This is a genomic window from Streptomyces sp. NPDC044571, from assembly GCF_040647115.1.
Classification (GTDB): domain Bacteria; phylum Actinomycetota; class Actinomycetes; order Streptomycetales; family Streptomycetaceae; genus Streptomyces.
On sequence record NZ_JBEZBN010000040.1, the window covers coordinates 1 to 13,131 of the forward strand.

Here is a 13,131-nt window from a genome sequence, read left to right on the forward strand (position 1 = left end):
GTTGTCTTTCCGGGGCGGGCCGGGCAGTCAAGGGTGGCCGAAGGCCATCGCGAAGCGACGCGACGACGAGGAACGAGGAGGAGCGCCCTTGACGGCCCGGACCGACACGGAAGGACAGTCGACTGCCGGGACGCCCCCGGACCTCCCCTGATGCCGCGTGCGGACATCCCGACCCCCGAAGCCCACACCCCGCCTACCGCCCCCACCCGCGGGGCCCCCACCCCACCCGCGGGCCCCCGCCCCGCCACACCTACAAGGCGTCAGTTCCTTTCGTACATCCCGTAGAGATCGACGATCAGGTCGGTCGACTGCCAGCCCCGGTTCCAGAAGTCGACGACGTTGGTGGTGCCCGTGCTCGCTTGGACCAGGTTCGCGACGGTGGCGTCCTTCGTCCAGTTCAGGACGGACGAGTCGGGCGGGGTCGGTCGGACCGCCTTGCCGGCGATGTAGTCGTCCAGCGTGTTCGGGTCCGGAGCGACCGAGAGGTGCCCGCTGCCCTGCGGGTTGGTCACCGTCGTGTTCAGGACGAGGGCCTCCAGCGCCATGCCGGACGTCCACAGGGTCTCGTAGTGGTACTCCTGGCCGGCGAGCGGCCAGGCGGAGGTCCGCGAGTCGTACGTGCGCCGCGGCTCCACCGGCAGGTAGGCGGCCTTGCCGTCGGCGCTGTAGTAGCCGGTGACGTCCACGATCACGTCGGTCGGGCTCCAGGCGCCGTTGCGGACGTTGATCCTGCCGTCCGGTCCGACCGGCACGATCACCGCGTTGGCGACCGTCTGCCCAGCGGTGAAGTTCACGCTCGACGTGGACGGCGCCTGCTGGCCGCTCGGGAAGACGGTCAGGTGACCGGAGCCCTTCGGATCGGTCACCGTGACGTTGAGGGCCACGGCGGTGACGCCCTTGGCCGGCAGTCCGCCCTGACCGGCGATCTGGATGCCGAAGGTGCTCTGCGCGGCAGCCTGGCCCTTGGCCGTACCCAGTCCCTCCCGGGTGTCGACGAGCCGAGACGGCTTGACGGAGGTGTATCCGCCGGCGGCTGAGCGGGTGAAGTAGCCCGTCACATCGGCGATCAGGTCCACCGAGCCCACGCTGCGGTTGGCCAGCTCGACGTACCCGTCCTCACCGACCGGCACGATCGCCAGATTCGGCACGGTCTGTCCCGCCGCGAAGTTGACGTTCGACGTGGTCGGCTGCTCCTTGCCGGAGGCGTACGCGATGATGTGCCCGCCCGCCGAGGTGTTGGTGGCCGTGAGGTTCAGGGCCACGGCGGTCACCCCGGCCGGGATGCCGGCGGTGCCGACGACCTTGACCCGGGCCGTGCCGTACGGGGCGACGGGGCGGCCGGCCGAAGTGCCGGTGCCTGTGCCGGTGCCGTCGCGGGTGTCCAGCAATCGGGTGGGCGCGTGGGGGGTGAACTCGGAACCGTCCACGACGATGTCCTTGGTGGTGGTGGAGGTCACCTTGGTGAGCAGGTCGGTCGCCGTGATCGTGATCTTGTGGGCGCCGACCTCCGCGTACTTGTGCTTGAAGTACACGAACGCTTCGGCCTTGCCGAAGTCCTCGCCGGTGATGCCGTCACCCCAGTCGACGTCGAACCGGACGTAACTGTTGGTCAGGTCGGTGCTGACGGAGGTCGCCAGTCCGATGCTGTGCGCGTAGGAGGTGGTCGTTCCCATCCCCACCTCGAAGTACTCACTCTGCTGTGCGCGGGCCGACGCGCCGGCTTCGGCCGTCGCCCTCGGCACCCCGAGCTCGGCCTTGGTCGCGGCGACCTTCGCGGCCACCTCCTTCGCGGCGGCCTCCTCGGCCGCCTTCCGGGCGGAAGCATCCTGCGCGGATGCGTCCTTCGTGGACGCGTACGTCGCCGAAGCACCCTGCCCGGAAGCACCCTGCCCGGAAGCGCCCTGCCCGGAAGCACCCTGCCCGGGCGCGTAGGTCGCGGAGCCCGCCTCGTGGGCCGGGAAGGTGGCGGTCGTGGCCCGGCCGGGGTCGGCGGTCGGGACTGCTGCCTGCGCCGTGGCGGGTACGAATCCGACGGCTGCCGCGACGACCGCGGCGGAGATCATGACGCGGTGACGGTACACCGGCCCCCCAATTCCTGAACTTGTTCACAAAAGTCATGATCAGATTACCTGCGGGCAGGGCCGCGCCCGAAGGGCTCACGACTCCCCGGTAATCTCCCCCGGATGACGGCACTTTCGCACCACGGCAGCGACCACATCGAGCAGCCCGGCCGGCACGGGGTCACCACGACCACCGAGGCCGATCCGCATGCCATCGGGCCGGTACGCACCGAGTACGCGCCCGATCCCGACGGCGACCCCGATCCGGGCGAGATCGTGTGGACTTGGGTCCCCTTCGAGGAGAACGACGGCCGCGGCAAGGACCGGCCGGTGCTGGTCGTCGCGCGGGAGCCGGGCGGGCGCACGCTGCTGGCCGTGCAGCTGTCCAGCAAGCGGCACGACAACGACCGCGAGTGGGTGCCGATCGGGACCGGCCCCTGGGACAGCGCCGGGCGGGAGTCCTGGGTGGACGTGGACCGGGTGCTGCGCGTGCACGAGGCGGGCATGCGCCGCGAGGCGTGCGCGCTGGACCGGGTGCGCTTCCAGCTGGTGGTGGCCCGGCTGCAGGAGCGCTACGGCTGGCAGTAGTCGGCCGGATACGGCGGGCGCTCACCCCCCGGGGGCGAACACCGCCTCGAAGGTCTTCCGGGTCGCCGGATTACGGTCGAGCACCGCGAACACCACGTGCGCGAAGGCACCGCCGAAGCGCCCGGCCAGCAGGGCCCGGAAGGCCTCCGCGACCTCCGCGGGGTCGTTGCGGAACACCCCGCAGCCCCAGGCCCCGAGCACCAGTCGGGGGTAGCCGTGCAGGGCGGCCGTCTCCAGGACGCGTTCCGCGCGGCGGGCGAGGGCCGCCGCGATCTCGGCGGCGCGCTCCGGTTCCTGGCGGCGGATGGTGCCCGCGTTCGGGGCCGGGGAGGTGAGGAAGCCGACGCGGAACGGGGTCTCCAGCAGTTCGCCCCGGTCGTCGCGGAAGACGGGCACGCCGGGCGAGTGAATCACCCGGTCGGTGTAGAAGGTGCTGCGTCCTGCGCGGTGGATCTCGTAGTACTCGCGGGCCTGGAGCAGGGTGTCGTACAGCGCGGAGGCGCGGCACAGCGCCTCTTCCTGGGCCTTGGCCCCGCGGACGTAGCCGCCCCCGGGATTCCTGGCCGAGGCGAAGTTCAGCACCGCCACCGTCGGCGACTCCGGGCCGTCGGCGGTGAGCCTACGCGCTGCGACCGTGCTGCTCTCGCCGGTGACCTCGATGGTGGTCTGCCCTGCGCCGACAGGGGTGCTTTCGTCTGGAATGACCTGGTCTGGCCCATATATCCTTGTTCCGGCCTTGGCTTCCGCCAGGGCGGCGGCGAGGGAGATCTGCCGTCCCGACCGCGTCCGGTATCCGCCGGCCGCCATGATCGTCGCGTTCTCCCGCGCGATGTCGCGCAATCTGCTGCTCACGTGACCATCATCGGCACCCCGGATCGGTGGCTGCCAGACATTTTTCGCACAGGGGCTCGCTCGCGGTCGTTGAGCACCCGGCGAGGACGGGTAGGCATGGTCAAGTCATCACCAACGGCAGGAGACCCGGCCATGCCACAGGACTCATCCGCTCCCCAGGCCCCACCCACCCCGCAGGCCCCGCCAACCCCACCCGCCCCGGATGCCTCGCGCAGGATCACCGAGGCGGCCGCCGAGGACCTGATCCACGGCATCTGTTTCAAGACCGGCCCGCCCCGCGTCCTGGGTGCCGAGCTCGAATGGTTCGTCCTGGACGCCGAGCGGCCCGGTGCACCCCTGGCCGCCGAGCGGTTGACCGCCGCGCACGACGCGGCCGCCGCCCTGCCCCTGCGCTCCCGGCTCAGCATCGAGCCGGGCGGGCAGTTGGAGCTCAGCTCGGCGCCCGCCGCCTCTCTCTCCGGCTGCGTGGACGGACTGCAGGCCGACCTCACCGCCGTACGGGCCGCCCTGCGTGCGCAGGGGCTGGTCCTGCGGGGGCTCGGCCAGGACCCGCGCCGGCCGCTGCGCCGGCTGCTGAACAGCTCGCGCTACGACGCGATGGAGACCTACTTCGACCGCATCGGCCCCGCCGGGCGCGCCATGATGTGCTCCTCCGCCTCCGTACAGGTCTGTGTGGACGCCGGGTACGAGGAGCCGGGCCCGCTCGGGTACGGCCGGCGCTGGCGGCTCGCGCATCTGCTGGGCGCCGTCCTCGTCGCCGCGTTCGCCAACTCCCCGGCGCACAGCGGTCCGTACGCCGGATGGCGGTGCGCCCGGCAGGGCATCTGGGGCGACCTCGACCGCATGCGCGCGCTGGCCCCTCCGCTGGCGGCGGTGCCGCGGTCCGGCTGGGTCCGGCAGGCGCTGGACACGGAGGTGATGTGCGTACGGTCGCCCGACGGTGGACCGTGGCGCGTTCCCCGGGGGCTGACCTTCCGCGACTGGCTGCGCCTCGGCGGCGACAGCGGCGGCATCAGCGAATGCGCCGACGGGGCGTTCTCGTCCGCGCCGGGTCTCGTACGCGGGCAGGCGGGCGGCGCCCTGCGGCCGCCCACCGTCGAGGACCTGGAGTACCACCTGACCACCCTCTTCCCGCCGGTGCGCCCGCGGGGCCATCTGGAACTGCGGATGATCGACGCGCAGCCCGGCGACGACGGCTGGATCGTCCCGGTGGCCGTGGTGCACGCGCTGTTCGACGATCCGGAGGCCGCCGAGACGGCCTACCGGGTGGCCAAGTCGCTGTCCGGCACGTACGGTTCCCACCCTGCCCCGCGCAATCCGCTCTGGCTGTCGGCCGCCCGTCACGGCCTGGCCGATCCGGCGCTGCGTTCGGCCGCCGGCGCCTGTTTCCGGGCCGCCGCCGCGGCGCTGCCCCGACTGGGTGCGAGCCGGCACGTCCAGGACGTGGTCGGGGTGTTCACCGAGAGGCTCGTCCTTCGCGGCCGCTGCCCGGCCGATGACCTTGATCGGCAGTTGACCGGAACGGGGGTACGCCCGTGACCACCGCCCTTCGTCCCGACCGGCCGCCGCAGGACCTGCGGGAGCGGGCCGTCGCGGCGCTCACTGCGGCCCGCGCCCGTACCGCGGCGCTCACCGACGCGGTGACCGACGAGGATCTGACCGCCCAGCACTCCCCGCTGATGTCCCCGCTGGTGTGGGACCTCGCCCACATCGGGAACATGGAGGAGCTCTGGCTGCTGCGGAAGGTCGCAGGCCGCGCGTCCATGCGCCCCGAGATCGACCCGCTCTACGATGCGTTCGAGCATCCCCGCTCCGAGCGGCCGAAGCTGCCGCTGCTGGGCCCCGCGGAGGCCCGCCGGTACGCCGCCGAGGTGCGCGGGCGGGTCGTCGACCTGCTGGAGCGCACTCCGCTGGAGGGCACGGCGCTGCTCGACTCGGCGTTCGCCTTCGGGATGATCGCGCAGCACGAGCAGCAGCACGACGAGACGATGCTGATCACCCATCAGCTGAGGCGCGGTGCGCCGGTGCTGACCGCCCCCGACCCGGATCCGCCGGCCGGTCCGGCCCCGGCGGTGCCCGAAGTGCTGGTGCCGGGCGGTCCGTTCATGATGGGCACGTCCGCCGAGCCGTGGTCGCTGGACAACGAGCGGCCCGCGCACAGCCGGGAGACCGCTGCGTTCTGGATCGACACGGTGCCGGTGACCAATGGCGCGTACCAGGCGTTCATCGCGGACGGCGGCTATCGCGACGAGCGCTGGTGGGCGCCCGAGGGCTGGGAGCAGATCCACCGGCACGGGATCGAGGCGCCGCTGTTCTGGCACCGGGAGGCCGGCCAGTGGCTGCGCCGCCGCTTCGGGGTGACCGAGCCGGTGCCCGATGAGGAACCGGTTCTGCACGTCAGCTGGTACGAGGCCGACGCCTATGCCCGCTGGGCCGGGCGCAGGCTGCCCACGGAGGCGGAGTGGGAGAAGGCCGCCCGCTTCGATCCCGCCACCGGCCGCTCGACCCGCTACCCGTGGGGTGATGCGGACCCGACCCCGGTCCACGCCAACCTGGGTCAGCGCCATCTGCGCCCGGCTGCGGCCGGCAGCTACCCGGCCGGTGCCTCGCCGCTGGGGGTGCGGCAGCTGATCGGCGACGTGTGGGAGTGGACGGCCTCCGATTTCCTGCCGTATCCCGGGTTCCGGGCCTTCCCGTACCGCGAGTACTCGGAGGTGTTCTTCGGTCCGGAGCACAAGGTGTTGCGCGGCGGTTCCTTCGCGGTGGATCCGGTGGCCTGCCGGGGCACCTTCCGCAACTGGGACCTGCCGGTGCGCCGGCAGATCTTCTCCGGCTTCCGGACCGCGAGGGACCTCTGATGTGCCGTCACCTGGCCTTCGTGGGGCCGGAGGTACCGCTGGGGAGGCTGCTGATCGAGCCGGAGCACTCGATCGTCCGGCAGGCCTGGGAGCCGCGCCGGCAGCGGCACGGAACGGTCAACGCGGACGGCTTCGGTGTCGGCTGGTACGCCGAGGGTGATCCGGTCCCTGCCCGCTACCGGCGGCCCGGCCCGGTCTGGGGGGACCTGAACTTCGCCGATCTCGTCCGTGTGGTGCGCAGTTCGGCCGCCCTGGCCGCCGTACGCGACGCCACGCTGTTCACGGCGGACGGGGAGGCCGCGGCGGCGCCGTTCGCGGCCGGGCCGTGGCTGTTCAGCCACAACGGAGCGGTGCGGGACTGGCCGCAGGCGGTGGCTCCGCTGGCTGCGGCTCTGCCGCCCGAAGAGCTGCTGTCCCTGGCGGCGACCACGGACTCGGCGCTGATCTGGGCACTGGTGCTGCACCGGCTGCGCCGGGGGGACGATCTCGGCACGGCGCTCGCCGAGCCGGTGCGGGAGCTCGCCGGCGCCTCGCCCGGTTCCCGGCTGAACCTGCTGCTGACCGACGGCACGGGCATCGCGGCCACGGCCTGGGGCGATTCGCTCTGGTACCTGGTCGACACCGCCGCCCGGCGCACGGTCGTGGCGTCGGAGCCTTACGACGACGATTCCCGCTGGTGTGAGGTGCCCGACCGGACTCTGCTGACCGCCGACCGCACACGGGTCGACCTGACCCTGCTCAAGGAGAGCTTCCAGTGAGTGACTTCCAGTTGACCCGTACGCTCGACGAGCACGCCGCGGACAGGGCGCTGCGCGCCGATGTACTGCACGGGCTGACGCACTCCCCCAAGGTGCTGCCGCCCAAGTGGTTCTACGATGCCCGCGGCAGTGAACTCTTCGAGGAGATCACCCGGTTGCCCGAGTACTACCCGACGCGGGCGGAGCGGGAGATCCTGTTGGCGCGGGCCCAGGAGATCGCCGTGGTGAGCGGCGCGCGCACCTTGGTGGAACTGGGCTCCGGGTCCTCGGAGAAGACCCGGCACCTGATCGAGGCGATGCCCGCACTGGACACCTACATTCCGGTGGACGTGAGCGAGAGCGCCCTGTCGGGGGCGGCGCAGACGCTGTTGGAGGAGCATCCGGGGCTGCGGGTGCATGCGCTCCTGGCGGATTTCACGAAGCCGCTGCACCTGCCGCAGAGCCCCGGGCCGCGGCTGGTGGTGTTCCTCGGGGGTACGGTCGGCAATCTCCTGCCGCCGGAGCGGGCCGTGTTCCTGGCTTCGGTCCGGGCGATGCTGTCGCCGGGTGACGCCCTGCTGATGGGGACGGACCTGGTCAAGGACGAGGACGTGCTGGTCGCGGCGTACGACGATGCGCAGGGGGTGACGGCCGAGTTCAACAAGAACGTCCTCTCGGTCATCGACCGCGAGCTGGGTGCGGATTTCCACACCGAGGACTTCGTGCACGTCGCGGTGTGGAACCGTGAGCAGGAGTGGATCGAGATGCGTCTGCGGGCCCGGTCCGAGCTGGTGGTGAAGGTCCGGGAGCTGGATCTGCTGGTGCCGTTCGCGGCGGGTGAGGAGATCCTGACGGAGGTGTCCGCGAAGTTCCGTCAGGAGGGCGTCCGCAGGGAGCTGTCCGCCGCCGGGCTGGAGTTGACCCACTGGTGGACGGATGCGGCGGGCCGTTTCGCCCTGTCGCTGTCGGTGGCCGACGGTGCGGAGCCGGCGGCGGATTCGGGGAGGGAGTCGGAGGCGGAGACAGCCGCCTGAGCCGCGGCCGCGAGTTCCCGCCGGTCCGGGTGGCGGCCCGGCGGGATCCGCGGCAGCAGCCGCACCTCGGCGCGTACGCCGCGGGCCCGGGCGATCCGCCACAGGGAGGCGGTCAGCGGGTCGTCCCCGACGAAGGAGACGGCCCCGGCGGTGCTCCCGTCCGCCAGCCGGTAGGCGAGCCGTACCGGCTGTACGGGGACGCGGGCGTCCAGCGCGCTCTGGAAGGCGGCCCGCCGGAAGGTTCCGCGGGCCCGGCCGCACCAGGTGCTGCCCTCGGGGAAGACGGTGACCCGGTCGCCGTCGAGCAGGGCGCGGGTGAGCGTCTCGACGGTGGCGGGCAGGGCGCGGATCCGGTCGCGCTCGATGAACAGGGTGCCGGCCTGGGCGGCGAGGCGGCCGAGGACGGGCCAGGCCCGGATGTCGTCCTTGGCAAGCATGCGGCAGGGCAGGACCCCGGCGAGGACCGGGATGTCCAGCCAGGAGATGTGGTTGGCGACGACGAGGCGTCCGCCGTCCGGGCCCGGACTGCCCTGGACGGTGATCCGTATGCCGAAGGCCCGTACCACTACGGCCGACCATGCCCGTATCACCGTGTGGCGCGGACCGGCCGGCAGCAGCCGGACGGGCGGGGCGCCCAGGATCCCGAGCAGGACCAGGGCGATGGCGGCGCCGAGCCGGAGCAGCGCGTGCGGGACGTTCGTGGTGTGCCCCGCGTGGCCGGCGCAGGCCGCGGGCGTGCAGGGCGAGGTGGGCAGCCAGACGCTCATGCGGCCGGAACGAGCGAGAGGAAGTGCTTGAGGTAGCGCGGGTTGGTGCGCCGCAGGGAGAGCAGGACGTACAGGTCGGCGCAGCCGAACTCGGCGTCGAGGGCGGCCTCTCCGCAGACCCAGGCGCCCAGCCGCAGGTAGCCGCGCAGCAGCGGGGGCAGTTCCGTGCGGTCGGGGACGGGGATGCCCTCGGGGTTCCAGGGGAGGTGCGGGGTGACCCGGTACTCCTCGGGGGCGAGGTTGCGGGTCAGGACGTGGGCGCGGGTGGCGGCGGCAAGGACTCCGCCGTCGGCGAGCGCTATCGAGCAGCAGCCGGCGAGCCAGTTGTGCCCGGAGCGGTCCATGTAGCGGGCGAGGCCGGCCCAGGTCAGGGCGATGACGGCGCCGTTGCGGTGGTCGGGGTGGACGCAGGAGCGGCCGACCTCGACCAGGTCGGGGCGGATCGGGTCCAGGGCGGAGAGGTCGAACTCGCCCTCGGAGTAGAGGCGTCCCGCGACGGCGGCGCGCTCGGGGGGCAGCAGCCGGTAGGTGCCGACGACCTGCTCCGTCTCCTCGTCGATGACGAGGAGGTGGTCGCAGTAGGCGTCGAAGGCGTCGGCGTCGAGGCCCGGCTCGGGGCCGCCGAGGCGGGCGCCGAGTTCTCCGGCGAAGACCTGGTGGCGCAGCCGCTGGGCGGCGCGCACCTCGTCCTCGTTGCGGGCGAGGCGTACGGCGTAGCGGGGTGCGGCCGGGGCGGCGGGGGCGGCGGGCGCGCCAAGGGCGGTCGGCGCGGCGGAGGTCGGGGTGGCGGCGCTTGCGGTTGCGGTGGGGGTGGCGATCGGAGGAAGGACGGACGGGGACAAGGGGGCGATGGTCATGGCTGCTCCTGGTCCGGGCTCGAAGAGCCGGGCCTGCGGTGCGGTGGCCCGGCTCCTCTACTTCTTCCGTGACCGGCTGGATTCGACATGACCGCTCAGCGGCCCTTGGATGTGCGGACGCTGAACTCAGCGGTCGGAGCCGAGGACCCTGCTGATCGTCTCCGAGGCGGCCCTGGCGGCTTGCCGGGGATCCTGACCGGTGAGGACGGCCGTCATGTACGGCTTGATCGGGTTCTTGGCCTCGACCTCGGCCCAGCGCGCGGACTTCGGGGTGGCCCGGCCCTGTGCGGCGCCCGGGGCCATGGCGGCGGAGCCCTCGTTGCCGTCGACGAGGTGGGCGAGGGTGGTCTTGTTCGGTACGTAGCTCATGCTGCGGGCGAGCTCGGCCTGCCACTTCTCGCTGACCAGGGCCGTGATCACCTCGACCGCCCGGTCCCGCCGGGCGGTGCGGGCCGGAATGATCAGGTCGGAGCCGCCGGTGAAGACGGCGCCGGGCCGGTCGGAGGTCTTGCCGGGGACCGGGAAGAAGCCGAGCTTGCCCTTGAGGGCGGGGTTGGCGGCCTCGATGGCCGCGGCCTGGCCGGGCGGGGCGATGATCTGGGCGACCCGGCCGCCGGCGAACACGTCGGACTGCGGGGGCGTCTCCTCGTCGGCGTCCTTGGGTCCGCCGCCGAGGGCCTGGAGCTGCTTGTAGAACTCCATGCCGGCCAGGGCCTTCTCGTCGTCGAGGGTGCCGACCCACTGCCCGCTGGTCTCGACGGCGAGGTCGCCGCCCTCGTCCCAGACGAATCCGGACAGGACGTACCAGTTCTGTCCGGCGAGGTAGATGCCCTGCTGTTCGCCCTTGTCGAGCTTCTGGGTGGCCTGGATCCACTCCTGGCGGTTCTTCGGCGGGGTCTTGATCCCGGCGTTCGCGAAGAGGTCCTTGTTGTAGATCACCACGCGGTTGGCGGCGTACCAGGGGATGCCGTACTGGGCCCCGTCGATGCTTCCGGGGTCGGCGAGGCCCCTCAGCCAGTCCGTGCTGCCCCAGTCGCGCAGGCACTCCAGGGTGAGTTCGGACAGTCCGCCGTTCGCGATGTACCGGGCGACCTGGGTGTTGCCGACCTCGATGACGTCGGCGCCCTCCTTGGCCTTCCCGGCGAGTACGGCGTCGACCTTGTCGCCGATGCCCGTCCATTCCTGGATCCTGACGTCCAGGTCGGTGCCGGGGTGCTCCTTCTCGAAGGAGCTGGTGAACTTCGTGATGAAGTCCTGCGAGGCGCTGCCCTTCATCAGCCAGAGCGTCACCTTCTGCGTGCCTCCCGCCGGTTCGGCCGACCTGCCGCAGCCGGTGAGGGCGGTCGCGGCCACGAGGGCGGTGGACACGGCGAGGTAGCGCATCTTCACGGAGTCACCTTCTGGGGAGCGATCTCAGATGGCTTGAAATTGGCATAGACCAATGGGCCGGTCAAGGGTATTTGCCCCGGGACTGTTCACCTAAAGTTCGCGTAGGGGGAGGTACTGGGGCACCGTGGAACACGGCAGATCCACCACTCTCGGGAGAGCCCCATGTCCAATCACACCTATCGGGTGACCGAAATCGTCGGCACGTCGCAGGACGGCATCGACCAGGCCGTCCGCAACGGGATCGCCCGGGCGGGCCAGACCCTGCACAACCTGGACTGGTTCGAGGTCACGCAGGTACGCGGGCACATCGAGAACGGGGAGATCGCCCACTACCAGGTGGGGCTCAAGGTGGGCTTCCGCCTCGACGACGCGGAGTGAGGGCCTTCGGGCCCTTCTCCCTCCGGCCCCTCAGGTACGGCCCTCACCCTCCTGGGCGGCCTTGAGCTCGGGCGCATCGGCCGCCCAGTTCGCCAGGACCACACGGAAGCCGGCGGCGCGCGCCGCCTGGCAGACCAGCTCGTCGTCGTCCACGAACACCTGCACCTCCCGGCCCCGGGCGATCCGCTGCAGCGCCTCCAGCTTGGTCGTCCGGGCCGGCCGCCGGTCCTGGTTGCCCCGCATCCACACCCGCCCCTCGGGCAGCCCGTACCGGGCCAGCCACTCCACCGTGTCGTCCCGGCACCGCTCCGGGCGGCCGGTCAGGTAGACCACCTCGCAGTCGGCCGCACGCTCCAGCGCGAGCGCCACTCCGCGCGCCAGCGGCGGGTCGGCCGGCGCCGCACCGAAGAAGCCGTCCCAGTCCCGGGGGCGGCGCTCCAGGTAGTGCTGGCGGTGGTCGGTGTCGGCCAGGGTGTTGTCGATGTCGAACACGGCCAGCAGCCGACGGGGTGTGGTGTCACTCATACGGGTCAGCGTAGTTACTCCGGATCTCCGGGAAATCCTCGACGCCCCGGAGCGTTGAGACGGTGTGATCCACGAAATCCGCACCGTCTCCGTCCTCGACCGCTCCCGGACCCGCCAGGGCCTGCCCGCCCCCCAGGCACTGCGCGACACGGTGGAGCTGGCCCGCGCCGCGGAACGGCTCGGGTACCACCGCTTCTGGGTGTCGGAGCACCACAGCGTCCCCGGGGTGGCGGGCTCGGCACCGACCGTGCTGGCCGCCGCCGTCGCCGGTGCCACGTCCCGGATCCGGGTCGGCACGGGCGGGGTGATGCTGCCCAACCATCAGCCGCTGGTGGTGGCGGAACAGTTCGGGGTCCTCGAATCCCTCTTCCCCGGCCGGATCGACATGGGCCTGGGCCGCTCCGTCGGCTTCACCGGCGGGATCCGGCGGGCGCTGGGCCGGGACACCGAGGACGCCGACCGCTTCGAGGAGCAGCTGACCGAGCTGCTCGGCTGGGTGGACGGCACCCAGCAGGCGCACCCGCAGGTGCACGCCCGCCCGGCGGAGGGGCTGCGGATCCCGGCGTACGTGCTGGCCACCGGGGAGGGGGCGGGCATCGCGGCCCGGACCGGGCTGCCGCTGGTGGTGGGCGATCTGCGGACCCGGGACCGGGTGGCGGACATCGTCGAGCGGTACCGCAAGGAGTTCCGGCCCTCGTCCCGGGGCGCGGAGCCGTACGTCGTCGTCTCCGGGACGGTCGCGGTCGCCGCCACCGCGGAGGAGGCCCGGCGGATCCTGGTGCCGGAGGCGTGGGCGCTCGCGCACTCCCGCACCCGGGGCAGCTTCCCGCCGCTGCGCCCGGCGCAGGAGGTGGAGGCCCTGGAGATGACCTCCAAGGAGCGGGAGCTGTACGAGGGCGCGCTCGGCGGGCACATCCACGGCACCGAGGAGCAGGTCGCGGCGGAACTGGCCGAGGTCGCGGAGCTGACCGGCGCGGACGAACTGCTGGTCACCACCTCCACGTACGACAGGGCCGCCCTCCTGGACTCCCTCACCCGCCTGGCCCGCCTCTGCGGCCTGCCCGGTACGGCCTGAGGGCACGGCCC

12 protein-coding genes and 1 pseudogene are annotated in these 13,131 nt (G+C 72.4%); 7 read left to right on the forward strand and 6 right to left on the reverse strand.

The features are described 5' to 3' along the window. Nucleotides 1-260 precede the first annotated feature (260 nt). Nucleotides 261-2,063, reverse strand: coding sequence for a hypothetical protein (locus AB0B01_RS21310; protein WP_361721204.1), 1,803 nt, complete (start codon nt 2,061-2,063; stop codon nt 261-263). Nucleotides 2,064-2,183: 120 nt separating this feature from the next. Between AB0B01_RS21310 and AB0B01_RS21315 the strand changes: the two genes are divergently transcribed. Beyond that, nucleotides 2,184-2,648, forward strand: a complete 465-nt coding sequence (locus AB0B01_RS21315; RefSeq protein WP_361721207.1) for a type II toxin-antitoxin system PemK/MazF family toxin — start codon at nt 2,184-2,186, stop codon at nt 2,646-2,648. Nucleotides 2,649-2,669: 21 nt separating this feature from the next. Here AB0B01_RS21315 and AB0B01_RS21320 read toward each other — a convergent pair whose 3' ends face one another. Beyond that, nucleotides 2,670-3,500: a TIGR02452 family protein gene (locus AB0B01_RS21320; RefSeq protein ID WP_361721210.1), complete on the reverse strand. Its 831-nt coding sequence runs from the start codon at nt 3,498-3,500 to the stop codon at nt 2,670-2,672. A gap of 132 nt (nt 3,501-3,632) precedes the next feature. Here AB0B01_RS21320 and AB0B01_RS21325 point away from each other — a divergent pair, with 132 nt between their 5' ends. The 4 genes from AB0B01_RS21325 to egtD are packed head-to-tail and all read left to right on the forward strand — an operon-like array spanning nt 3,633 to nt 8,129. Continuing rightward, nucleotides 3,633-5,039, forward strand: coding sequence for a glutamate-cysteine ligase family protein (locus AB0B01_RS21325; protein ID WP_361721213.1), 1,407 nt, complete (start codon nt 3,633-3,635; stop codon nt 5,037-5,039). Then, complete coding sequence (gene egtB, locus AB0B01_RS21330) at nt 5,036-6,358, forward strand: ergothioneine biosynthesis protein EgtB (RefSeq protein WP_361721216.1); 1,323 nt, start codon at nt 5,036-5,038, stop codon at nt 6,356-6,358. Before AB0B01_RS21325 ends, egtB begins: the two co-directional genes overlap by 4 nt. Then, nucleotides 6,358-7,116: an ergothioneine biosynthesis protein EgtC gene (egtC, locus tag AB0B01_RS21335; protein ID WP_361721219.1), complete on the forward strand. Its 759-nt coding sequence runs from the start codon at nt 6,358-6,360 to the stop codon at nt 7,114-7,116. Before egtB ends, egtC begins: the two co-directional genes overlap by 1 nt. Then, nucleotides 7,113-8,129 carry an L-histidine N(alpha)-methyltransferase gene (egtD, locus tag AB0B01_RS21340; protein ID WP_361721222.1) on the forward strand — a complete coding sequence of 339 codons (1,017 nt, stop codon included), beginning with the start codon at nt 7,113-7,115 and terminating at the stop codon, nt 8,127-8,129. Before egtC ends, egtD begins: the two co-directional genes overlap by 4 nt. Before the next feature lie 239 nt (nt 8,130-8,368). Here the strand turns inward: egtD and AB0B01_RS21345 are convergent. From AB0B01_RS21345 to AB0B01_RS21355, 3 genes and pseudogenes are all read right to left on the reverse strand, one after another. Further along, nucleotides 8,369-8,896, reverse strand: a pseudogene (locus AB0B01_RS21345) (1-acyl-sn-glycerol-3-phosphate acyltransferase); the annotation flags it as partial. Next, complete coding sequence (locus tag AB0B01_RS21350; protein ID WP_361721225.1) at nt 8,893-9,753, reverse strand: GNAT family N-acyltransferase; 861 nt, start codon at nt 9,751-9,753, stop codon at nt 8,893-8,895. The gene AB0B01_RS21350 and the pseudogene AB0B01_RS21345, both read right to left, overlap by 4 nt. A 126-nt stretch (nt 9,754-9,879) precedes the next feature. Next, nucleotides 9,880-11,142, reverse strand: coding sequence for an extracellular solute-binding protein (locus AB0B01_RS21355; protein WP_361721228.1), 1,263 nt, complete (start codon nt 11,140-11,142; stop codon nt 9,880-9,882). A gap of 162 nt (nt 11,143-11,304) precedes the next feature. Here AB0B01_RS21355 and AB0B01_RS21360 point away from each other — a divergent pair, with 162 nt between their 5' ends. Next, nucleotides 11,305-11,520 carry a dodecin gene (locus tag AB0B01_RS21360; protein ID WP_361721231.1) on the forward strand — a complete coding sequence of 72 codons (216 nt, stop codon included), beginning with the start codon at nt 11,305-11,307 and terminating at the stop codon, nt 11,518-11,520. A gap of 30 nt (nt 11,521-11,550) precedes the next feature. Here the strand turns inward: AB0B01_RS21360 and AB0B01_RS21365 are convergent, their stop codons facing one another. Further along, nucleotides 11,551-12,045 carry a hypothetical protein gene (locus AB0B01_RS21365; protein ID WP_361721234.1) on the reverse strand — a complete coding sequence of 165 codons (495 nt, stop codon included), beginning with the start codon at nt 12,043-12,045 and terminating at the stop codon, nt 11,551-11,553. A 64-nt stretch (nt 12,046-12,109) separates the two neighbouring features. Here AB0B01_RS21365 and AB0B01_RS21370 point away from each other — a divergent pair, with 64 nt between their 5' ends. After that, complete coding sequence (locus AB0B01_RS21370) at nt 12,110-13,120, forward strand: LLM class flavin-dependent oxidoreductase (RefSeq protein ID WP_361721237.1); 1,011 nt, start codon at nt 12,110-12,112, stop codon at nt 13,118-13,120. Nucleotides 13,121-13,131: the final 11 nt, after the last annotated feature.